We start from the raw sequence: 23250 nt of genomic DNA on the forward strand, positions 1-23250 counted from the left end.
TTTTGTTGTTCAAAAGACCACTTCAGCCTGCACACCAAAACTTATTTGATAATCCTTACCGTCGTTAAAGGTCTGGCTATCGATCTCATGTTCTAACGCTTTCAGGTAAGTACTATAGAGACGAAGTTCAGGTCGGGAATTAAGAATGCTGGTATCCACTTTATACACCTGCGCCAGCGTCACCTTATAACCAGATTCATCCGATGTGGAATTATTGACGCGATTTTTCTGCGTGAAATACCCCAATTCCAGCGCCGTCTGCATGTTTTGATTCCAGATCCATGACGGACGAATAACCGCCCGCGCGGTGGTAAAATCCGTATGCGCGCCGGTATATGTCGAGTAAAGATCGTGGCCGCGACCATACACCAGCGCGTGCGCCATGATAATTTTCTCACCCAGATAGAACTCTCCCTGATCCACTAACCGCCAGCCAATACCGCCGCTGTGAATACCGTAATAAGAACTGTTGTAATCAAAATCCGGATTGGCGCTGGAAATATTCATAAACTGGCTGGCAAGGGAGTTATTCGCCACTTGCAGCGTCAATTCATTTGAACCTTTCAGAATGGGGTTACGCAAAATCGCCTGTCCAAGCCAGGAGGATTTCACCTGATAATAGTCATTATCCGCCTGCGTTTTTTTCTGCTCATCCGTCTGGTTAGCAAATGCATATTTCGCCCCCAGCTCCAGCGTCATATTTTCGCTGACAGGAAGATTCTTGTAGCGAACTTCCGCGATATTGACGTTAACCTGCGTGGTATCGCTACAGCTGGAAGAACCTGCCGCACACACCGTACTGTAGTTATCAATATCATTACGCGTTATTGCCATACTGAGTGCGCCAACCGGCAGCTTCCAGTTTTCTATCCCTACGCCTGCACCAGAAAGTGTGCGATTGCTTTTCCAGTCCAGAAGCTGAATTTCATATTGTGGCAGCGTATGTTTCCCCACCCAGACCGACGCCTCTGGCGCAAAAGGAAGTAGCCCGTTGCCTTCAACATAGAGCTTACTCAATTTGCCCATACCGCCGCCGGACATCCCTTTTTCAAAGGATTCATTGCTCTGGGTTAACCCGAGATCGCCCTCAAATTGCACGTTCGCCCAAATAGATTTGTCGCCATCACGCCATGCTCGTTTCTTTAATGACAAGTTATACCAACCGTCATATTCGTTACCAAAACGCCCAAGCGATCCCACTGCCCAGGATTTTGGTCCGCCATTGGTGGTGGTTGCCCAACCCGAGCGGAAATAACCGGAATATTTAAAGCCGGTATCATCCTGCACATACTGGCTTATTTTTTTCAGTGTCCCTGCCGACAGCTCCGGCTCCGTTTTATCCTGCGCGGCCGTAGCCTGAACCGTCGTAGCAGATTGCGCCGCAGGCACGGCTGATGAGGCCACGTTGCGTTGCTGCGCGTGCTCTTTTTCTTCATAGGTTTGCAGTTTCTGCTGCGTAACGCGCAACTGCGCTTCCAGCGCCGCCATGCGTTGTTCAAGCGTTAGCGGCTGCGCCATTACCCCGCTGCTTACGCCGTAACAGGATAATAACGACACGGCAATACACGTCTTTTTAGAAATTATGTTATTCACTTTCATGAGTTCCCCTCAGTATTGCCCCCAGAAAACAAAAAGACCCGCAACCGACGGAAAATGCTCCATCAGTTGCAGGTCTCGCCTGAATAAAATCAGTAACGTCCTGTGGGGGTAGATCAATTAACGCATAAACACGTTTTTAATAGGTTGCGGCGACAACCGCCCCCGCCGCAAATAGCCTCCCGCCAGCAGCGGGCGTTACACCAGGAGCGCCATTACCGGCTCACCAAAGCGGGAATGGGGTTTATCGCTAATATGTAATTCGCGCCAGGCTTCGCTGTTGGTGATGACCACTGGCGTCACCGTGTCATAACCGGCCTGTTTAATTTCATTGAGATCGAAAGTCAGCAGAAGCTGGCCTTTTTTGACTTCATCGCCTTCGTTCACCTGCATATGGAAATATTGCCCATCAAGTTGCACGGTATTAATCCCGACGTGGATCAGTATTTCCGCGCCCGCCGTGGAGCGAATGCCAATGGCATGGCCGCTGGCGAAGGTACTGGCAATATGGCCGTCGACCGGGGAATAAACTCGTCCTTCATCAGGAATAATGGCAAAACCCGGCCCGACAACGCCTGTCGAAAAAACCTTATCATTCACTTCAGCCAGCGGAATTAACGCGCCAGAAACCGGTGCGGTAATCTGCTCAGGAGCCAGCGCAGCGGTTTTCGGCATTACCGGTTGATGTGCGGGATGCTTTTTTTCACTCGCCGACGCGTCGGGCATCGCTTGCGCGGAAGGTTCGTCAAAACCCACGATCAACGTCAGCACCAGGCTGCCAATAAACGCCACGCCGCAGCCAATAAGAAAGCCGATAAAACCGTCGCCGTAGAAAATAGGCAGCGTCAGCAGCCCTGGCATCCCCATTGAAATCGCCGAGCTTTTGGCATACCCGACCACCGCACCGCCAAAGGCCGCCGCGATCACCGCGCAGATAAACGGTTTTTTCAGTTTCAGGGTGACGCCGTAGACACCCGGTTCGGTAATGCCGAACAACGAAGCGATAAAGGTACTGCCCGCCAGTGCTTTCAGCTTTTTATCTTTCGCGCGCAGCATCACCGCCAGTAACGCACCGGACTGGGCGAAAACCGAGGGGCTGGAGGCGGCTTTAAGAAAGCTGTGTCCCATTACCGAAATATCGTTGATAAAGACGGTGACAAAGCCCCAGTGCACGCCGAAAATCACCAACACCTGCCAGGCGGCAGCCATTAGCGCGCTGGCGATAATCGGGTTGAAGCCGTAAATCGAAACAAATAAAGAGGCGACAAGCTCACTGATCGAAATACCAATCGGCCCGATAGTCATTAACGTCAGCGGCACCATTAACGTCAGCAGGAAAAACGGCGTCAGAATATTGCGCACGCTTTCATGAATATGGCGATTGAGAAAACGCTCAATTATCGACATCAGCCAGACGCTGAAAATAATCGGGATCACCGAACCGGTATATTTCATCATCACCACCGGCAGGCCAAAAAAACTCACCGGCTGGCCGCCATCAAATAACCCTTGAATGCTGGGGTAAATGAGCGCGCCCGCGATCGACACGGCAACAAAGATATTGGTTTCAAATTTACGTGCAGAGGTGATGGCTAACAGCATCGGCAGAAAATAGAACAGGCTGTCGGATGCGGCATGCAAAATAATATAGGTGCTCTCTTTATTGCTCAGCCATCCGGCCGCCAGCACAATCGCCAGCGCGCCTTTTAGCACACCGGCTGCGGCCATCGCACCTAATAATGGCGTGAAAATCCCGGCGACCAAATCGATCAAACGACCTAACAGCGAGGCTGTATTTTGCGACGGCTCCGAAGGTTGTTTCTTTTTATCATCCTCCAGTAATCCGGAGATGGCGCCAAACGCGCGGAATACGTCTGGCACGCGGTTGCCAATCACCACCTGTAACTGGCCTGAACCGTTCACCACGGTAATGACGCCCTCCAGCGCTTCAAGTTCGGCCAACCGCACTTTGCTGTTATCGATGATTTTAAAGCGTAAACGCGTCGCGCAATGCACCAGCGTCGCAACGTTGCTCTCTCCACCTACCAGCTGCAGAATATTTTCTGCCAGTACTTTGTTATTCATAATGAGACTTCCCGTTTCACAAACGACAGTAATAATCAGGTCACCCTGGTGTTGCCTGCATCCGCTGGTCAGCTGGAAAAAAGCAAAAAAAAACCTGGATAAAATAGTGTGTAAACACACTGCTTTATCCAGGTCTCGCCCAGAATTTCTCTGGTGACGTCCTTAACTAACGCCCTCTTTCTAACAAGCCGCGCGGGCAATTACCACCGCAAATGATCAATTTGTGAAAATCATCACGCAAATAGCGTTGACCCGGAATTAAACAACCAGACAAATACAGAACACCGGTCACATTTATCAATATTATGCGTTGCCTGCCTGAACGACTCTTTTTATAACCATGCCCACAGGACGTTACATCTCCTTTTGGCGAAACCTGCTTTCCGTTGCTCCGCCAGGCAACGGAAAGCAGGTTTTTTGTTTTTTAAGATAGGGAAAACTCCATGTCACTTCCAAGAACGCTATTAAGCACGTTACTGGCGCTCTCTCTTGGCGCAGCCAGCACAACAACACAAGCCACCACGGAACAGCCGGTGTCCGGAAAAACCCGCATCCTGATTTTGTCTGATATCGGCAACGAGCCCGATGATTCACAGTCGCTGGTGCGTTTTTTGGTTTACAGCAATCAGTTTGATGTCGAAGGGCTGGTAGCCACCACCTCCACCTGGCTGCGTGACAAAGTGAATCCGCAGATGATGCTCAAACGCATTGATGCGTATGAGCAAGTGCTGCCAAATTTACGCAAACATGCCAACGGTTACCCCAGCGCCGATGCGCTGCGCGACGTAGTGCGTGCTGGTCGCGCCGGTTACGGCATGGATTATGTCGGCGCGGGAAAATCCACACCGGCGTCACAACTGATAATCAACGCAGTGGATAAACACGATGAGCGTCCGTTGTGGATTGATGTCTGGGGCGGCGCGGTCGATCTGGCACAGGCACTGTACGATGTGCGCGCGACGCGTTCATCACAAGAAGTAGCAGCGTTCGTGAAAAAGATCCGCGTCTATGCCATTTCTGATCAAGATAATACCGGCGAGTGGATCCGCGCGCAGTTCCCGGATCTGCGCTATATCACCAGTATTCACGCATGGAATGATTACTTTATTGCCACCTGGACAGGCATGTCGTCGCGCTATGCCGAAGGGGGCGATATGCGCCAGGTCAACAACGACTGGCTGGCGAAAAATATTCGCAACAAAGGGCCGCTGGGCGCGGTTTACCCGGCGATCGAGTACACCATGGAAGGCGATACGCCCTCGTTTCTCTACTTGTTAAATAACGGGCTGAATGCGCCGGAACACCCGGAGTATGGCGGCTGGGGCGGACGCTACGCAGCGGTCAATCCTGATAGTCGCAGCGGTTTGCGCACCAGCACGTCTGATACCGTGACCGGCATTGATGGTAAAAGCCGCCGCACCGCCAGCGCCACTATCTGGCGCTGGCGCGAAGCGTTCCAGAATGATTTTGCCGCGCGTATGGCATGGAGCGTTAACGCCGGGGTGAAAAAGGTGAACCACAACCCGCAACTGGTGCTCAACGGTAAACCCGGGACGGAGATTGTGACATTGCAGGTGAAACCCGGCGAGATAGTGAAACTCTCGGCGAAAGGCTCGCATGACCCGGATAACAACCGCCTGAGTTATCACTGGTGGCAATATAAAGAACCCACTGCCACCAGTATGGGCATCCATTTCGCACCAGAACTGACGCTTGAGAACAGTGACTCACTTGATGCCAGCTTTACCGCGCCACCAGTTAAAACCGCTACGCCATTCCACATCATCTTGCAGGTGCAGGATGATGGCACGCCGTCACTTTTCGCTTACCGCCGCGCGATTGTCACCGTGACGCCATAAACGACAAATGCCGGATGGACGTAAGCCACATCCGGCATAGTTTGCACTCACACTACGGCGCTAACGTTTCCCCATTACTGCTGATCACATCGCGATACCAGAAGAAGCTTTTCTTACGCCGACGCGCCAGCGTGCCATTCCCGGCATCATCGCGATCCACATAGATAAAGCCATAGCGTTTCGACATCTGCGCGGTTCCGGCGCTGACCAGATCAATCGGCCCCCAACTGGTATACCCCAGCAGTTCCACGCCATCTTCAATCGCCTCTCTGGCCTGCACCAAATGCGCCTGCAAATACTGGATGCGGTAATCATCTTCAATCGAGCCATCCTCGGCGGGGACATCCTTCGCCCCCAGCCCGTTCTCCACAATAAACAGCGGCTTCTGGTAACGATCGTGCAGTTCATTGAGCAAAAAACGCAGCCCTTGCGGGTCTATCTGCCAGCCCCACTCGGAGCTTTCAAGGTGCGGGTTGGGGATCATGCGCATAATATTGGTGCGCGAGCTTTGATACAGCTCCGGCTGCGCGGCGGCGCAACCGCTCATGTAATAACTGAACGAGATAAAATCGACCGTCTCTTGCAGATCCTGTTCATCCTGCCCGGTGATATTGAGCGAAATGTTATTTTCGCGGAAAAAGCGGCCAATCCACGCCGGATAAGCACCACGCGCTTGAACATCGCCAAAAAACAGCCAGTCGCGATTTACACGCTGCGATTGCAGTACATCTTCCGGTTTGCAGGTGATCGGGTAACGAATGCCACCCAGCAACATGCTGCCGATTTTGGCATCCGGGATGATTTCATGGCAGGCTTTTACCGCACGGGCGCTCGCCACCAACTGATGATGAATGGCCTGATAGATCTCCTGCTTGCTTCGCTCCCCCGCAAGCCCAACGCCGGTAAACGGCGCATGCAACGCCATGTTGATTTCGTTAAACGTCAGCCAGTATTTCACTTTATCGCGATAGCGGGTAAAGACCGTGCGCGCGTAGCGCTCGAACAGATCGATTACCTTCCGGCTACTCCAGCCATCATAGTTTTTCACCAACCCGTAAGGCATTTCGTAGTGTGAAAGCGTGATCAACGGCTGGATACCATAGCGCGCCATTTCATCAAACAGCCGGTCGTAAAAATCCAGTCCCGCTTCGTTTGGTTCGCTTTCATCGCCATTTGGGTAAATGCGCGTCCAGGCAATCGAGGTGCGCAATACTTTAAAACCCATCTCAGCAAATAACTGAATATCTTCCGGGTAGCGATGGTAAAAATCGATGGCCACATCTTTGATACCGGTGCTGTTCGCGTCACGTTCAACGACATTACCGTGTATTCCCTGCGGTTGCAGATCGGAAGTGGAAACGCCTTTTCCTCCCTCGTTCCATGCGCCTTCGACCTGGTTTGCGGCGACCGAGCCACCCCACAGAAAACCTTCGGGAAACCTCATTTGCATCGTTACTTTCTCCTTTATGTTGCCGCCGTTAACCACCGCTCAGGCGATTGATGTGGATCGTCAGGAACATCACTTCGTCGGTGGTGAGCTGGCACTGGTAATTTTTTTCAACATAATCATTAACTTTCATCGCACAGGCATAGGCGGCCGGCATCATGCCGGTGATCCCCTGATAGATGCTGTCGTCGCCGTGCGCGACGGTATTGCGGTTCAGCAAACGCAGTGCGAAAAATTTGAGGTGTGTGATAAGCCGCTGATAATTTAGCGACTCTTCGTCATAGGTCAGGTGCAGATCGTATTTCAGGATTGTCAGCACATCTTTAATGATGGTGGCACTCTGCATGGTGCTTTGCATATCGCTGTTATTCCTGGCGTTCGCCAGATGCAGGGCGATAAACCCGGCTTCATCCTCCGGCAGGCTAATGCCGAGTTTACTGTTAATAAGCTGCAGTGCCTCAAGCCCCACCGCATATTCCTGGGCATAAAAACGTTTAATGTCCCACAGCAAAAAGTTCTTAATCACCAGTCCGTTAGCTTGCCGCTGAATAGCAAAATTTAAATGATCGCTTAACGCCAGGAACAGCGTGTCCTGCACGGTGATCGCCAGCCGCTGCTGAGCCAGCGCAATGATCTGCTGCGTGACCGCCAGATAAGGGGGCGGAATTTCCGCCAGCAGTTGCGAAAGGACATCCGCCAGTCCTTCCGACTTTTTGACGAACTGGCTTTCAATCTGGCTGTTGTCGACCTTATCGCCCGGTCTTTTGCCAAAACCAATGCCCCGCCCAATGGCCACGATCTCTTCTTGCTGTGCATTGGTGAGCAGGACAGCGTTGTTGCTGAGTATTTTTTCTACTTTCATTTTCAGCTTTCTCACTGTTTAACCCAGATGTTCTTCCCGGAGGAGTGCGCCCGAAAAAAAGCAAAAAAAAACCTGACTCCATTGCCGCCACGCAAGGCAACAATGGAATCAGGTTTCGCTCAGTTTTCTTCTGATTACGCCCTGGGAACTCTTATAACGAATCAGACGAGGCGGCTCAAGCCTTCAAAACGGGAACTGTGATGATAATCATGGATGTGTGATCAGTATCCTGCAAACCGTGCAATCCATTGCAGGGTTGTACATGTATTTTTTGCTACTGGTGGAAATATTTTACCGGGAACATTGACATACAGCAGAAGAAATAATGTTGAATTCGAATCCTTTATCTATATAGATGCTATCAAAAATTAATCGCTAAGCTGTTGCGTTATATTTAATAAATAAGAATTATTCCAACTCGCTAAACAGGCTTGCTTTAATAAACCGGATTCTAATTGCAAATCAGGTTCGAAACACAACTGATATATATATTTTTCCAGTAAAGAAGGCGCGGATTGCTCGCCAAAACAGCATACAGGTTCGCACCCATCGCTACAGGCAAGGCACTTCTCATAAGCCTCGATTAACACCCAACCCTGAACCAGCGTCAACACCGGAGCAGACTGTAACTCCAGCAGACAGTCACTGACATAAAGCGAGTAGGCTTCAAGTGCTGTGCGGCTTGTCGCCTCCGTGTCACGCTTTTTTAGTAGCCGCCATATGCGGCCAAAATGACGGACATGTATCCGGTGAGTATGATCCAAAAACCACGCTTTCGTGAAAGGAGAGCTGCTGTAAGTATGCTTATCTCCTTCATTATCAGCGAATATATTGCAGACGCCCCTGTTCGCTAAAAATAACACCAGAGACATCTTTTGCAGTTCAGAAATATAAGATTTATTCATTGCTTCACAAAAGAATATAAGAATTTACTGTAGCACCCATAATCAATAATACATTTTGCATGAAACTTTGCCACAAACATTTCAATGATACCTAATAAAAATTTGTTACCCGTATCCCAAAAACAATACTTAAATAAAATGCAAACTAATGTTTTCTTAATAAATAGACTTAAAGCGGAACAAATGAGTAGAGTTTGTACAAACCTGCATGAATGAGAGGGTTATTGTACAGGCATTCGGCGAATGCCCGTGATGACCGAAAGGTGGCTCCGCTGAGCTTCTTAAAGCTGTTTGCGCAGAAAAATCCGGCTGGTTCCCTCAGGCAGGCAATCTATCCGGCCAAACTCTTGCCAACCATTCTTTTTATAGAACTCCGGGGCCTGGAAACTAATGGTGTAAAGGAAACCGGAGATACAGCCGCGCTGTCGCCCTTCCTCTTCGAACTGCCGCAGTAGTGTTTCGCCAAGATGTTGTCCACGAAGCGCTGGAGGAAGATAAACCAGATCAATAAACAGCAGCCCCAGTGAAGTGCGACCAATCATCCCGCCAATGACTTCACCAGTATTAGCATCTTTGACCAGTACGCTCAAAGGCTTACGATCGCTGATGCCGGTGATCTCATCATTAAAAGCGTTCAGGCCTTGTTCCACCGGAAAAAAATCTGCCGCGACTGCCTGATCTGAAACGCTGACCACATAATTTGCCATGCCTTTCTCCACACGAAAGCACTCATAGATTCCTTGATTTGCACCAATAAAGATGAAAACTCAGTGCCAAATCCCATCTAAAGCTTATTTAAACCAGGCCGTTATCTTAATTAGCCACTTTTTGCTCAAGTCAGGCTCCCGGCGTATTCACTAACCGAACCGGTCCACTGGATTAAACGTTGTAAACGGAAAAAAGAAGGAAAAAAAGTGAAAGTTAAAGCATTAGCGCTCAGCGTACTCTCTGTAGCCCTGCTGGCAGGATGTGCGGGGACCAGTACGCACCCGGTAAAAGCCACCAACGGTACAACACTTGAGGTTGCCACCATTTTTAGCCCGCTTGAAATGAATAACAATCGCTACCCGGATGTGAAACTTCGCGAAGTGAGCCCCGCCCATGCTGGCACCGGCATGGGGCTTTCGTTACTCAGCGCAGCACTTGGTGGCGGTGCGGGCAGCGGCGATGCCTTTGATAAAAATAGCTATAAAGGCAACGCGATAGATTCCATGCCGGAACCGACATCGCGCTATTTAAGCCCAAAAGCTGAAGTGAAAATTCGCGAATGGCTCGATAAACAGGGCGGCAATTATGCCTACAAACAGCCGCTGTATATCGCAGCAGCGCAGTGGTCGCTGGTCTACACAGATATGTCTGCTGGAAACAGTAATTATGATCTGGCCTACCGCGTGTTGTTCTATAAACGCGCCGAAGATGGCAATGTGCTGAGTGCTTTTGTGAGAGCAGAATGTGCGCCAACGGTGAAAACCGCGCCGCTGGCCGACTGGCGGGCGAATAATTACCAAAAAGTGACGCAAGAAACGCAGAAAATGATGGATGCGTGTCTGCTTGAACTGGAAAACCAGTTGCCGCGACTGCTGAAGAAATAATCTGAAAAAGCCGCAAATAACTGCGGCTTTCCTTCCACTCTGCATTGATGCCACTGGTTCGTGCCAGACAGCAGTGTTATACCATTGCTGGCAGCAATAAATAGCATGCTAATGATGGCACGGATGGCCATATGCATTGGTTATTGAGTCAGAGAGGGATTTTCAGATGAGCAACTCTATTTTTATTTCCAAAAGGATGCGCAATTTCATTTTACTGGCGCAGACGAAAAGCATCGCCAGAGCGGCAGAAAAAATACATATGACTGCGTCGCCGTTTGGCAAAAGCATTGTCTCGCTGGAAGAGCAGATTGGTTATCCGCTCTTTACCCGCAAAGATAACAGTATCCGTTTGAATAAAGCCGGGCAGGAGCTTTATCAGAAACTTTTCCCGGTTTATGAGCGCTTATCAGCAATTGAAAATGAGCTTCACTTTTCCGCCCTGCGCTCACACAAAATCGTTATTGGCGTCGACAACACCTATCCGACCATCATTTTCGATCAACTGCTAAGCCTGGGGGATAAATATGACAATATCAGCACGCAGGCCATCGAATTCAGTGACAACGGCGTGATTGACGACCTGCTTGGCCACCAGCTTGATTTTATTATTTCTCCCCAGCAGGTTTCCCCACGTGTTCTGGGTCTGGAGAACCTCACTGCCACCGAGTTGCCTCCGCTGCGTCTGGGATTTTTAGTTTCCCGACGCTATGAGCAAAAACAGCCGCAGGAGTTGCTGCGTGAACTCCCGTGGTTGCAGATGCGTTTTCAGAACCGCGCGAATTTTGAAGCCATGCTCGATTCTCACATGCGCCCTTGCGGGATCCACCCAACCGTTATCTACCGGGCCTACAGTTTTATGGCCAAAATCAGCGCGGTGGAACGCGGGCAGTTTCTTACCGTGATCCCCTATTTCGCCTGGCATCTGGTTAACCCCACCACACTGCGATATTTCGATGCGCCAAACGGACCGATGTATATGCAGGAATACCTGTATTCGTTGAAAAACCATCGGCACACCGCGGAAGTCTGTCAGTGTATTAATGACGATCGCGACGATTCGTGCAATTTAGCCGAGCATCGATCCTGTATTCAGTAAATTCGTGTGTAATTCGAATACGCGGCTAAGATCGTGATGAAGATGCCCGCCTGGAGCAGTTTCCAGATAGCGATGAAGGTAATCCCGATAGAGTGGGTGTGCGCAATTATCAATAATGGTGCGGGCGCGCTCAATTGGCGACAACCCGCGCAGATCGGCGATGCCCTGCTCCGTAATGATCACTTTGACACTATGCTCGCTGTGATCAACATGACTGCACATCGGCACAATGGAAGAAATTTTTCCCTCTTTGGCAATCGAGGGTGCCATGAACACCGACAAATAAGCATTACGCTCAAAGTCTCCGCTGCCACCAATCCCGTTCATCAGGTTAGCGCCCGCGACGTGCGTTGAATTGGCGTGTCCGTAAATATCAAATTCCAGCCCGACATTTAGCGCTATGACTCCAAGGCGGCGGATAATTTCCGGGTTATTGGAAATCTCCTGTGGTCGCAAAACGATACGACTGGCGAAAAAATCCATGTTGTCGTAAATGTTACGCAGCGTCTTGTCTGAAACGGTCAGGCTGGATGCGCTGACACCGAGGATTTTTCCTGCGGCAAGTAAATGCGCTACCGACTCCTGCAACACTTCGGAGTACATCATAAATGCCGGGATGTCGGGGCTTTCCCCGAGCCGTGCCATCACGGCATTATTAATATTGCCCACGCCGCTTTGTAACGGCAGAAACTCGCGCGGAATACGCCCCTGCGCCATTTCATGCAGCAGAAACGTCACCACGTTGTCGGCAATTTGCTGGCAGACAGGTTTTGCGCCATCCAGCACGTTACCGGAATCCGGTAATTCAGTATCCACCACCGCCACAATCTTTTGGGGTTCCACCTGAACATAGTGCAGGCCAATCCTGTCCAACGCGCTAAAAATAGCGACACTGTGGCGATACGGCGGCGCGCCGGGCGTGGCGATATCGGCGAGTTCAGCCACCCGCGGGCTGTGGTAGTGATTAAGCTCAATGATGATTTTTTTCGCTTTTCTAAGCCAGGTCGGCGCGTTGCCAATCCCGCTGGAAAGCCATACTTTGCCATCGGATGTCAACTCAGAGGCTTCAATCACCGCGATATCAATATCGCCAAAAAAACCGTAGTTCACCATCTGCGCAACTTCACTCAAATGCAGATCAACAAACTTAATCTGCCCCTGATTGATTTTTTGTCGCATTCCCGTTGCGGACTGATACGGCGCGCGCCAACTGACCGCGTCCGCCTCCGATAACGCATCATCAGCCGCCGCGCTAATGGACGCGCCGGTCAGCAAACGGATTTGAAAAGGTTGCTGCAGTAGATGTAGCTCCCGTGCCCGACGTGCGATGGCGGCGGGAAGCGCTTTGGGCGAACCTGCTGCAGTAAAACCACTAAAAGCAACCATGTCATTGTGCTGGATGATTTCTGCTGCTTCGTCGGCGCTCAGCCGGGGCCAGGATGGTTTCATGATCGTCTCCGTTAATTATTGCCCAAGGAAGTTCGGCTTACGTTTTTCCATGAACGCACTCATTCCTTCCTGATAATCCCGGCTGTCATAAACGGCGCGACGCATACCCTGAATACGTTCAAACTCATCAGAATTCATGGTATGTGCTTCACCAAGCACGCGTAGCTCTTCTTTAATTACCGCAATGGCAAGGGGGGCTTTTTCCGAGATCTGGTGCGCCATCTGCAAGGTGAAATCTTCCAGATCGCTGGCGTCGACAACATGGTTCAAAATGCCAACTTCCCGCGCCCGCTGCGCCGTGATGGGTGCCGCAGTGAAAATCAGCTCTTTAACGATATGGAACCCGGCGTCGCGCGTCAGGTTATGGATACCGACCAGGTTATAAGGAACACCGAGATTAACGGGCGTCATAGAGAAGGTTGAAGAACTGGCGGCAATAATGAGATCAGAACTCATGATCATTTCAAACGCCCCTCCCCAGACGCTTCCTTCCACCATGGAGATCACGGGCTTCGGGTATTTTTGGATCATGCGGGTAATCTGGCGTAGCGGGTCGTCATAAGAGAGAGGATCACGCCGCCCCGAGGGTAACTCGTGGATATCATGTCCGGCGGAAAAGACTTTCGCGCCGTGCGGCGCGCGCAGGATCACGCAACGGATCTCCGGTTTGTTAAGATCCTCCAGCGCCCGCATCAAATCATCAATAAACACCTTACTGAGAGCATTAAGCTTGCGCGCGTAATTAAACTCAATGACAGCCACTTTTTGAATAATGTTTACAACCACATACTCATACGACATATCAATTCCTTTTTACTGTGGAAAATAGTGTTGCTGAAGGTATTCACGGATGTGCTGTAAGCATGTACGCGGCGCTTGTTGATGATTTTTCACCTCATCAAGCGTTTGGTTGAAATCTTCACGGAAAGCGCGGTGGGCATAAAGCTGGCGCATCGCCTCTTCTTCCACCTGTTTTCGTAGCCACGTCACCGTCTGCTGCTGACGCAATAATGGGAGATGACCACTTTTTGTCATCACATCGTAAAAATGAACAATTGCCTGCCAGACATCCTCTATGCCACGCTTTTCCAGTGCGCTACAGCTCAACACTGCGGGTCGCCACTGCGGATATTTGTGATGAACGATAGCAAGCGCGCTGTCGTAAATTTGCCGGGCAATGGCGACTGCCGCGCGGTTGTCGCCATCATCTTTGTTGATAACAATGATATCGGCCATTTCCATGATGCCTTTTTTAATGCCTTGCAACTCATCGCCACCACCGGCGATTTGCAGCGAAACGAAGCAATCGACTATGCCTGCGACCTCCGTTTCAGACTGGCCAACCCCGACCGTTTCCACTATCACCACATCGTAATTAGCGGCTTCGCACAGCAGTATCAATTCGCCAGCGTGCGGGCTGATCCCCCCCATAGCTCCGCCGGAGGGCACCGGCCGAATAAACGCCGCATCGGCTCTGGCCAGTTCTGTCATACGGGTTTTATCACCCAGCAAACTGCCTCCGCTGAGCGGGCTGCTGGGATCGACCGCAATAACTGCCACCCGCTTTCCCTGGCCAACGAGCATCATGCCAAAGGCATTAAGAAAGGTACTTTTCCCGGATCCGGGTGTCCCGGTGATACCAATGCGTATTGCCCTACCTGTCGCCGGCATAATCGTGTCCAGCAATTGCTGGCTCAGCCTCTGATGCCGTGAAAGCTGGCTTTCCACCAGCGTCATAGCCTGCGCGAGCGCTACGCGATCGCCCGCGCGTAACTGGCGAACGAATTCATCAAGGGTTTGTTCATTAATCATGGCGCTGACTAATCCGCTTCAATACATCGCGCACGCTTTCCAGCATCGGCGTACCTGGGCCATAAATCGCTGCCACACCACGTTCACGCAGGAAGTCATAATCCTGTGGCGGGATCACGCCGCCAGCAATCACGCAAATATCCTCACGACCATATTTTCTTAGCTGGTTAATTAATTCAGGAATTAGCGTCTTATGACCTGCCGCCAGCGACGATGCCCCAACCACGTGCACATCATTTTCCACAGCCAGCCGGGCAATCTCTTGCGGAGTGGAGAACATAGGGCTGAGATCGACATCAAAACCCACATCGGAGTACGCGCTGGCTATGACTTTTGCCCCCCGGTCGTGCCCATCCTGCCCCATTTTCGCAATCAAAATGCGCGGACGACGACCATGTTCAGCAAGAAAGTGTTGCGTTTGCGTAATTATGGCGTCGAACTCAGCCGCTGCTTCGCTGTCCTGCTGATAGCTTTGCGTGATCACCCCCGTAACACATTGGCTGGGAACCAGGTAACGGTCAAACGCCGCTTCCAGCGCGCTGGAAATTTCGCCAAGCGTCGCGCGCAACCGTGCAGCCTGAATCGCCGCAGCAAGCAGATTTTCGTTGTGTTGAGCCGCATGGGTCAGCGCAGACAGCGCATCACGAACGGCAGCGGAATCACGCGTGGCGCGGATCTGCTCAAGTGCGGCGATTTGCTCGTTACGCACCTTTACATTGTCGATTTCCAGTATCGGCGTTACCGCTTCTTTATCGAGCTTGTATTTATTAACACCGACAATGGTGCGTTTCCCCTGGTCGATAAGCGATTGCTCGCGCGCGGAGGCCTCTTCAATCATGCGTTTTGGCAGCCCCGATTCGATAGCCTTCGCCATCCCTCCGGCATCATCGATCTGGCGGATAATTGCCCGCGCCTCTTTTATGATTTGATCGGTCAGAGATTCGACATAATAGGAGCCTCCGAGCGGATCGACGGTACGGCAAATCTCCGCCTCTTCCTGCAAGATAATTTGCGTGTTACGCGCAATACGCGCCGAAAAATCCGTTGGTAGCCCCAGCGCTTCATCAAACGCATTGGTGTGCAGAGACTGGGTACCGCCAAGCGTCGCCGCAAGCGCTTCAATAGTGGTGCGAACAATGTTGTTGTAGGGATCCTGTTCTGTCAGGCTCCAGCCGGATGTCTGACAATGAGTGCGCAGCGCCAGCGATTTCGGATTGGTCGCGCCAAACCCACTAACGGCTTCACTCCATAAATAGCGCGCGGCGCGCAGCATGGCGACATTCATAAACAGATCCATGCTTATACCGAAGAAGAAAGAGAGACGCGGCGCGAAGTCATCAATCTTCAGGCCTGCGGAGAGCGCGGCTTTTATATATTCAATGCCGTCCGCAAGGGTAAACGCGACTTGTTGAATACAGTTAGCACCCGCTTCTCCCATATGGTAACCGCTGATGCTAATAGTATTAAATTGCGGCATATTGGCGGAGCACCAGGCAATAATATCGGCAATAATCCGCATGGATGGCTTAGGTGGGTAAATATAAGTATTGCGGCAGAGATACTCTTTTAAAATATCATTCTGAATAGTACCGGTTAATTTTTCAGGAGAAACACCCTGTTCTTCCGCTGCAATAATATAAAACGCCATGATAGGTAAAACCGCACCATTCATCGTCATCGATACCGACATTTTATCCAGCGGAATATTGTTGAAGAGTATTTTCATATCTTCCACGGTATCAATAGCGACCCCCGCTTTTCCTACATCGCCCGACACGCGCGGGTTATCCGAGTCATATCCCCGGTGTGTTGGCAGATCAAACGCAACGGAAAGCCCTTTCTGCCCGGCGGCGAGATTACGCCGATAAAACGCATTCGACTCTCTGGCGGTTGAAAACCCGGCGTACTGGCGTATCGTCCACGGTTGGGCGGTATACATTGTGGCGCGCGGCCCGCGAGTATAAGGTGGAAGACCCGGTAACGTACCGGTAATTTCCAGCGTGTTCAAATCATCAGGAGTATATAAAGGCTTAATCGCAATGCCCTCTGGCGTCAGTTTGACCAGCGATTCAACGCTTTTTCCCTTACGGCTGAGCTCTTTATTCGCGACTTTTTGCCAGTCAGTCATTGTAGCCATACATATCTCCGTTATTCCAAATCAATAACTCACTGGGCAGAAATAGTAATTTCCACTATCAACATTGTCGCCAGCAAAAAAAGACCTGCAGCAATTCATTTTTTGCCGCAGGTTATATTCTGATTTTTATCACATACTAATTAATAGAGCGGGAACGTCGCTTATTTAATATTTACTGGAAACAAATCGTTCAATTTTTTCCTGTACATGCTCATCAGGATTTTCTGCAATATCTCCAGCGACATGCCTTATATAGTGATTTTGCCCGGAAAGTTGTGGGAAAGCGGGTGCCGCCGAACTGGCTGTAGAGGCGAACGTCAAAAGCAGAAAAAACCAGGCTACGCTTAACTTTTTTCCCATCATGCCTATACCTTTCAAGAGAGAGTTAACAGGCAACATTCTGAGAGAGAAAGCGTCAGTAAGTGTCAGGGATGTTCAAACCTGTCCCGGCAGTTGTAATCAGTCGTGGGAAATGAAAGCCAGAGGAAACAAAAAAACCGCCCTCAGGCGGTAGGTTTACAGGTCAGATTCTAACGCATCCTGAATCGCATCGGCGAGGGTAGCGACCTCTTGCGAGACGTTACGTAAATCCATCTGGCTACGAATGCCCGAATTGGCCGTGGTTGCAGAAACTGCCGCCTTTGAAATTTCCAGCGCTGCCTGTACAGCTAATAAGCGCTTTCTGTTTTCTACCGCCTCATCCCCTGTCGCCCCATCAAGATCAAAATACCCTTCTAACATTACCTTCTCCTTCGGGTTTACCAGCAAAGACCAAGCATACACAGTTGAGCGAGAGGATGAAAACGTAAACGCGTTGCAAGCCGCCTCGTAAAACGAGGTTATGGCAAGTATTTGAAATAAACAGCAGGCGCGCGTTAAAAGGAATTATCGGGCGGGAGATAGGATTTTCAGTGAGCTTAGTGAAAAGATACCTGTCGAGTGGCAGCAAAAAAAATGAGGATAAAGAGTGCGATTACAACGCCGGTGATTGTGCTGGTTGTCCATTTGCTCTTTATGTCAGTTGCGAAGAAACGTTTATGGCACTGAGTGATAGCTAAAATCCGGGCAAAAAAAACCGCTCGGACAGAGCGGTAGAAGAACATCACCAGGGAAAATAGGGTTAACGATGATAGCGCGTTAACTATAGTTATTTTCTGTCGCTCTGCCAGTTCAAAAACCATTAATTAAACCAATTACATAGAGAGCCAGTTCCTATCAGAAATCGATTACAAATGAGAACAATCTCATTGCCAGAAAAGTAATAATTAGCAAACTAACAAACGTAACGAATATGCATTTGCATCCCTCAGGAGCAGCCCGGATTTCCTATTCCTGAGGGGCTTTTCTTTTCGACGTTAATTCCCCTTTCCACTGAAATGAAATAGGTTATATCCTCCCGAACGACTCACGCTGCGGCCCATGTAAAAAGCCGAGCGGCAGAGGTACGTTTGCATTAACAACTTCTTTTCCCTTCATATTACAGGCCCGTTATTTCCTGCATACCAGCAGCCATTTCATGTGCACTCAACCACGCAGTTCGCCATTCGATGCAGGCAAAAATTTTTCTATTTGTGGTCTTGAAAAATGTGTTGAAGGAATTATTTATATAAGCGGACAAGCAAAGCTTGCCTTTAAGTTGAACTTTTGAATTGATTATTCAGGAGGTTAAGTTATGGCACTCAAAACCTTGTCAGCACTCCCCGGTTTTACTGACTCTGTTTTTGCTGACCGTTTCAATCGTATCGACCGGCTTTTCAGCCAGTTAACTGGCGACTCACCGGTGGCATCATTACCGGCTTATGACCTGAAAAAAGTCGATGCAAGCAATTATCAGCTCCACGTAAGTGTCCCCGGCTGGAAAGAAGACGAACTCGAAATCGAGACCGTCGGCGGGGTACTAAATGTATCCGGTAAACGCGCAGAAAATGAAACCCATGATGAGCAGGGCTGGATATATAAAGGTATTCGCCGCGCGGATTTCCGTTTGAGCTTTTCACTTCCGGAACATACAAAAGTGAGCAACGCAAAACTGGAAAATGGCATATTGCTGGTGTCCATTTATCAGGAAATTCCCGAGAGTGAAAAACCGCGTAAGATTGCCATTGAAAATACGCAAAAAGCCATTGAACATCAGGCTTGATAGCTTTTCTTCTTCCTCTGCGGCCCGCGCATGCGGGCCTTTTTCTTATCCTGTTCCTGGTAGGCAGCCTTGCCAGCACATATAAACGCGAAGAGATGCTTTCGCAGAATGTGTAACCAGCTGGACGTAGCTGTAGTTCATTACTGTGACGCCCCATCATCAAGCGGCAAAATGAAAAAGCCACACGATTCTGGCGCTGTGCAAAAGGATTACGGGCAAAATGCTCAGGGATAGTGTATGGTTGCAGGCCATTTATCAGGAAATACTCTATGCCACAACGCAAAGACTCAAAAAACAATCGCAACTTCCTCACCAAATGCACCTGCCCTCACTGTTCACAACAGTCAGAACACAGCTTCTCCCGAGTCCAGAAAGGCGCCGCATTAATGTGCCCGCACTGCAGTAAAATCTTCCATCAGGACAAAGCCGCTTTCGCTTAAAACCGAGCTATGTTGAGAAACCGGTCGAAATATCAGGGCCGGTTATCGAACTGTGCGTTCCTGACAATGAACGCCACGGCAAATATTTCGGTCAGAATCACGCCAGCATAATCGTTCTTAAGTAACCGTTGATCAGCATGCGAAGAAGGATTGCCTGGGTAAAGCCGCAGAACTGCCCTAACACTTCGGCAACCGTTCAGTCGTTACCCTCATCAACGGTGTAGCTCACAAGCTGACACCGAAAAACTCACCAGTCGGCACCGATCGCAAGCATCTCGCTCGCTTTAAGCCGAGTAGCGTGTGCTTTCAATGTTGTAGCCCCAGCCATAATAACCCACATCAGTGGCTGCGAACGGCTATGGTTGCCGTGCGCGCTCTGTCCATCATCAATAAATCTATAAATATCAATTAATTAATCTATGAACTGGTCCAGCCTGATGCTGAAAGGATGTATAACTACCACAAAACTATTTCATCCTTCATTATAGAAATCTCGACCATAATATATTCAGGGGTGATGCGGCTAATAACAGGGGCACTTATGAAAAACTTAATACTCGGTGTGATTGCAAAAATCTCGAAAATGGATGCGGAAGCCAAGCTGCTTGCGGCCAAAGTGGAAGCTCAGTCTTTACTTATCGGGGCGTTGATGCTGACACTTGGCAAAAACGGTGGCATGAATGAAATGCTTGATAATGTAAAAAAAGCGATTAACGCAGCGCTCGATGCGGCTGATATTCCGCTGAAATCAGATGCGGAACTACTTATGAATGAATTTAACAATCTTATTCAGTTAACTCAGTTGCTTGAAACAAACGACGCTGAAATTGATATAGAAGCGTTAAAGGGCGCGTCCGATAAAATTTGACGCAATGCGGTTATTAACCATAAGGCTGGAAAGATAAACATCCGGCCTTTTATTTGCGCGGCTACCGTGCCATCTTTTTACCCTAACGTTTGTCATGAACACCACATGATCTACGAACCCAGCCACAATGCATAAGGCCTGCGTATGACTAGCTTTTTTCATTGCCAGCCAGCAGCAAAGCCACTCAATCTGTTGGTAGCATTGATCCCTTGCGATCAGTGAATCGATGGCTGATGTTTCGATTCGCTCCCGGAGGGGGAAATCATCCTACAGAGCAGGCTCAGCATGTCTGCGCTGGAAACATCGAACATGTCGATGGTGATGCAATCTTACCGTCTGACATCAATCCAGGCTGATACGCCGTCCTAATGTTATCCCGATCCGGTTTGGCCGTGGCGCCACTGGTTTTATTTGCCTAACTGAACGATATTAAATATTCACATCACACCGATATTCGCGACAGAACATTTCTTGTTTGTCAGTGAGCACCACAGTATTTCTTAAGGAGAGGTTATGAAGCCAGTAGAAGACGCGATTAATGACCTGCAGTGTCGTGCTTTAGCGTATGAAATCATTTTTCAGTCCATTTGCTCAGAGTTGCCGCAAGTGTTCATCGATAAAGCCGTAGAGAACATTGAGCTTAACTTCAAAGCATTTGAATCTGGCACGCATTCTGAAGCAGGGAAAGCAAAGCTTGAAGCGGCGAAAGCTATTGCCTCAAGAATTGTAGGAACAAAGATTTAACCTCTCTCCAGGCGTGGTTCTGAAGTGGAGGGGAAGTCATCATCATTTCTTCTCCACTTTATCCATTGCTGTGTTGTCGCAGTTGTTATGGTCAGAAATGTCGGCGCGCGTACCAAAGTCAGGTAAAAGACCTGATGCTTCACTCACCCGACAGTTCTGAAAATGAACGTTCACGATAGTCGCGCATGGCAGTCTGAACGCCATCAAGCATTTCCAGTTCGATACCTTAGACATATGGACGAACGGGTTAATACAGCCCGGCGGGTCCGTCAGCTGTTCTTCGGAAAATGGAGGGATGGGAAAGTAGCCATAAAGGCGAGCCGTGTTGAGATTTATACCTGGCCCGTTACCTGACCTTGCATCGTGACGGTTTTTTCTTTATTTGCTTCTAACTCATTGACTCGTAATGGTACGCCCTACAGGGTTCGAACCTGTGACCTACGGCTTAGAAGGCCGTTGCTCTATCCAGCTGAGCTAAGGGCGCATTACGTGGATGCTCACCGTTGAGGTGGAAACGCCTGGAATTATACGGTCAGCGCCTGGTGAGTCAATGTATTTTCCGTTGGTTGCTTGCTTAGTGAACGACGCTGCACGTTTTCGCAACACCTGTCCCATTTATGCCCGAAAATACCTGGTCTTTCTACTTATCCTGATCGCTTCCTGGGAAAAGTCCCATGTTTATTTAAGTATTCGCGCCTATATCCACTGACTTATGAAGGTCAAAATGTTTCCATTAACTAATGTAATGGAGCCTATACGTGACAAATAGAGCGAAACAAAAAAAAGGCTGGGGTTATCAACGTAAATCAGAACCGATTAAACAGCGCGATAATAATGATGGTGTGCTTAACCGTCAGCCGACTATTCTCGCGACCGGAAACAGCGTTAAACATGATTACTGGTCGTTTGCGCTGCGGTTAATACACGACCAGACGCGAAACGTAACATTGCCGGAATCAACAAGCCAATGCTTGCCTAATCTACCGCTTAATTCTGAGCCTTATACCCTCTCGTTTATGGATATACCGATATTATATCGCGCTGATTTAACGGTCAGCCCGCTGAACTCGCATGTATTTTTCACGTCTGGTGCCGCGTTTTGTCCGGATGATCTCACCCGGGAAGCGCCAGAAGCTTTTGTTAATACAGGCTGGCATACATCCGGTTTACTGGTTGATAAAACGACAACCTGGCAGCACCTTTATACGTCCGATATTCTCAAACCAGGCATGAATCAGGACCGTCAATTTGCCCACATGGCATCCATTCAATGGCGCGAAACAGCCCCACAACCCGTTACAACACAACAGCCGGGCGCACAGTTTGCGCATGGTTTTTTTTGGCCAACACTTTTCTGTCAGAAAAAGTGAAATACGTTTGCGAGGGAAAATGCGAACTTTCATCCGCCGGGAAAAAAATCGCCGTCACAGACCTGATCACCGGGCTTTACCTTATCGGGAATATCCGCCGCCAGTGTTTGACAGGCTGGAATATCTTACTCAGCAGCTCAGTTTCGCCCTGCCTGAATGCATCATCAACCAGATATTGATTTCAACCGATAGCTTTCTCAGTTATGCATGGAATAGAGGCCTCTTTTCCGGTAAACGCAACGCCGTGTTTTCATCACTCGATTTAGCACATCATCGGTTCGCAGAGCCGCATCTCTCGCATCTAATCGTGGATATGGAAAGCCTGCTCACATCCCGTTTTAGCGCACTGGAAACCCTGCGACAACTCGCTTTACATAATCGCAAACTTCATATCTATCTGTTAGCGACAAAAAGCGACACGCCACTGTTCAATTTCCTGCGCGCTGCGGGCCCCTTTCGCGTATTAAAACGGGATCTCCCCGTCACGCCATTCAGGCAGGCGCTACTGACTCCAGCCTCGCCTGTTGATGTTTCGCGCAAATTCCCGCCGGTAGAGTGGCAGATATTCACCGCACTGGCGCAAGGAAAGACGCTGAAACATATCGCTCACCTACTCAATCTGCCTTACCATCGCATTGTTTATCGCCTCAACACGCAACTAAGGCAACTTGGGTTGCCCGATCGTCAAAGTTTGCTTCATTTACTGCATCGCTTAACGATTGATGCGAATCACTATTGGGGATAACAGCCGTTGCCATCCTTCTCGGCTAAGAAATTACTTAGTCAAGTTTTCTTGCCGGGGAAATTTTTTACATAAAACCAACAATTGCAACTATTCCTGGCGTTGC

Annotated in this window: 21 protein-coding genes and 1 tRNA gene; 9 read left to right on the top strand and 13 right to left on the bottom strand. The window is 49.6% G+C overall.

The genetic code is table 11. The features are described 5' to 3' along the window. Positions 1–9 precede the first annotated feature (9 nt). Both M8Q36_RS24110 and M8Q36_RS24115 read right to left on the bottom strand, forming a co-directional pair. Positions 10–1557, bottom strand: a complete 1548-nt coding sequence (locus M8Q36_RS24110; protein WP_249882651.1) for a carbohydrate porin — start codon at positions 1555–1557, stop codon at positions 10–12. Positions 1558–1794: 237 nt separating this feature from the next. Then, positions 1795–3681 carry a beta-glucoside-specific PTS transporter subunit IIABC gene (locus tag M8Q36_RS24115; protein WP_249882652.1) on the bottom strand — a complete coding sequence of 629 codons (1887 nt, stop codon included), beginning with the start codon at positions 3679–3681 and terminating at the stop codon, positions 1795–1797. Between the two features lie 443 nt (positions 3682–4124). Here M8Q36_RS24115 and M8Q36_RS24120 point away from each other — a divergent pair, with 443 nt between their 5' ends. Further along, the gene (locus M8Q36_RS24120) at positions 4125–5540 is read left to right on the top strand and encodes a DUF1593 domain-containing protein (protein WP_249882653.1); all 1416 of its coding nucleotides are present in this window, start codon (positions 4125–4127) and stop codon (positions 5538–5540) included. A gap of 52 nt (positions 5541–5592) precedes the next feature. Here the strand turns inward: M8Q36_RS24120 and M8Q36_RS24125 are convergent, their stop codons facing one another. The 4 genes from M8Q36_RS24125 to M8Q36_RS24140 form a co-directional block, all read right to left on the bottom strand. Then, the gene (locus tag M8Q36_RS24125) at positions 5593–6990 is read right to left on the bottom strand and encodes a glycoside hydrolase family 1 protein (protein ID WP_249882654.1); all 1398 of its coding nucleotides are present in this window, start codon (positions 6988–6990) and stop codon (positions 5593–5595) included. 28 nt (positions 6991–7018) lie between these two features. Continuing rightward, a complete protein-coding gene (gene licT, locus M8Q36_RS24130) occupies positions 7019–7849 on the bottom strand; it encodes a BglG family transcription antiterminator LicT (protein ID WP_249882655.1) in 831 nt (276 codons plus the stop codon). A gap of 368 nt (positions 7850–8217) precedes the next feature. Then, a complete protein-coding gene (locus M8Q36_RS24135) occupies positions 8218–8754 on the bottom strand; it encodes a FlhC family transcriptional regulator (protein WP_249882656.1) in 537 nt (178 codons plus the stop codon). Between the two features lie 281 nt (positions 8755–9035). After that, on the bottom strand, positions 9036–9461 hold the full coding sequence (locus M8Q36_RS24140) for a GNAT family N-acetyltransferase (RefSeq protein ID WP_249882657.1): 426 nt from the start codon (positions 9459–9461) through the stop codon (positions 9036–9038). A 207-nt stretch (positions 9462–9668) separates the two neighbouring features. On the opposite strand from M8Q36_RS24140, the gene M8Q36_RS24145 reads away from it, so the two are divergent. Then, entirely contained in the window at positions 9669–10346 is a 678-nt protein-coding gene (locus tag M8Q36_RS24145) for a hypothetical protein (protein WP_249882658.1), read from the top strand. 166 nt (positions 10347–10512) lie between these two features. Then, a complete protein-coding gene (srsR, locus tag M8Q36_RS24150) occupies positions 10513–11442 on the top strand; it encodes a LysR family transcriptional regulator SrsR (RefSeq protein WP_249882659.1) in 930 nt (309 codons plus the stop codon). On the opposite strand, the gene scpC is transcribed toward srsR, so the two are convergent. The 6 genes from scpC to M8Q36_RS24180 all read right to left on the bottom strand — a co-directional run bounded on the left by scpC (position 11413) and on the right by M8Q36_RS24180 (position 17581). Further along, positions 11413–12891 carry a succinyl-CoA:acetate CoA-transferase ScpC gene (gene scpC, locus M8Q36_RS24155; RefSeq protein ID WP_249882660.1) on the bottom strand — a complete coding sequence of 493 codons (1479 nt, stop codon included), beginning with the start codon at positions 12889–12891 and terminating at the stop codon, positions 11413–11415. The two genes, srsR and scpC, sit on opposite strands and share 30 nt — an antisense overlap. Positions 12892–12906: 15 nt before the next feature. Then, positions 12907–13692: a methylmalonyl-CoA decarboxylase gene (gene scpB, locus M8Q36_RS24160; RefSeq protein ID WP_249882661.1), complete on the bottom strand. Its 786-nt coding sequence runs from the start codon at positions 13690–13692 to the stop codon at positions 12907–12909. A 12-nt stretch (positions 13693–13704) separates the two neighbouring features. Next, on the bottom strand, positions 13705–14703 hold the full coding sequence (meaB, locus tag M8Q36_RS24165) for a methylmalonyl Co-A mutase-associated GTPase MeaB (protein WP_249882662.1): 999 nt from the start codon (positions 14701–14703) through the stop codon (positions 13705–13707). Further along, the gene (gene scpA, locus M8Q36_RS24170) at positions 14696–16840 is read right to left on the bottom strand and encodes a methylmalonyl-CoA mutase (RefSeq protein WP_249882663.1); all 2145 of its coding nucleotides are present in this window, start codon (positions 16838–16840) and stop codon (positions 14696–14698) included. The genes meaB and scpA overlap by 8 nt, the downstream gene beginning before the upstream one ends. 165 nt (positions 16841–17005) lie before the next feature. Continuing rightward, complete coding sequence (locus M8Q36_RS24175; protein ID WP_249882664.1) at positions 17006–17203, bottom strand: hypothetical protein; 198 nt, start codon at positions 17201–17203, stop codon at positions 17006–17008. 153 nt (positions 17204–17356) lie between these two features. After that, on the bottom strand, positions 17357–17581 hold the full coding sequence (locus tag M8Q36_RS24180) for a hypothetical protein (protein WP_200551424.1): 225 nt from the start codon (positions 17579–17581) through the stop codon (positions 17357–17359). 931 nt (positions 17582–18512) lie between these two features. On the opposite strand from M8Q36_RS24180, the gene M8Q36_RS24185 reads away from it, so the two are divergent. The 4 genes from M8Q36_RS24185 to M8Q36_RS24200 all read left to right on the top strand — a co-directional run bounded on the left by M8Q36_RS24185 (position 18513) and on the right by M8Q36_RS24200 (position 21032). Continuing rightward, positions 18513–18980: an Hsp20 family protein gene (locus M8Q36_RS24185; protein WP_017455730.1), complete on the top strand. Its 468-nt coding sequence runs from the start codon at positions 18513–18515 to the stop codon at positions 18978–18980. 269 nt (positions 18981–19249) lie between these two features. Beyond that, positions 19250–19420: a YnfU family zinc-binding protein gene (locus M8Q36_RS24190; protein WP_216848957.1), complete on the top strand. Its 171-nt coding sequence runs from the start codon at positions 19250–19252 to the stop codon at positions 19418–19420. A gap of 541 nt (positions 19421–19961) precedes the next feature. Then, positions 19962–20288 carry an anti-adapter protein IraP gene (gene iraP, locus M8Q36_RS24195; protein WP_017455729.1) on the top strand — a complete coding sequence of 109 codons (327 nt, stop codon included), beginning with the start codon at positions 19962–19964 and terminating at the stop codon, positions 20286–20288. Positions 20289–20801: 513 nt separating this feature from the next. After that, positions 20802–21032 carry a hypothetical protein gene (locus tag M8Q36_RS24200; RefSeq protein ID WP_017455727.1) on the top strand — a complete coding sequence of 77 codons (231 nt, stop codon included), beginning with the start codon at positions 20802–20804 and terminating at the stop codon, positions 21030–21032. Positions 21033–21439: 407 nt separating this feature from the next. Here the strand turns inward: M8Q36_RS24200 and M8Q36_RS24205 are convergent. Continuing rightward, positions 21440–21516 (bottom strand) — tRNA-Arg (locus M8Q36_RS24205). Positions 21517–21790: 274 nt separating this feature from the next. Here M8Q36_RS24205 and M8Q36_RS24210 point away from each other — a divergent pair. Both M8Q36_RS24210 and fimY read left to right on the top strand, forming a co-directional pair. Beyond that, complete coding sequence (locus M8Q36_RS24210) at positions 21791–22402, top strand: hypothetical protein (RefSeq protein WP_249882665.1); 612 nt, start codon at positions 21791–21793, stop codon at positions 22400–22402. A gap of 19 nt (positions 22403–22421) precedes the next feature. Next, on the top strand, positions 22422–23147 hold the full coding sequence (gene fimY / locus M8Q36_RS24215; RefSeq protein WP_249882666.1) for a fimbria biosynthesis regulator FimY: 726 nt from the start codon (positions 22422–22424) through the stop codon (positions 23145–23147). Positions 23148–23250: the final 103 nt, after the last annotated feature.

The organism is Kosakonia sp. R1.Fl, assembly GCF_023516815.1.
In the GTDB taxonomy this organism is placed as follows: domain Bacteria; phylum Pseudomonadota; class Gammaproteobacteria; order Enterobacterales; family Enterobacteriaceae; genus Kosakonia.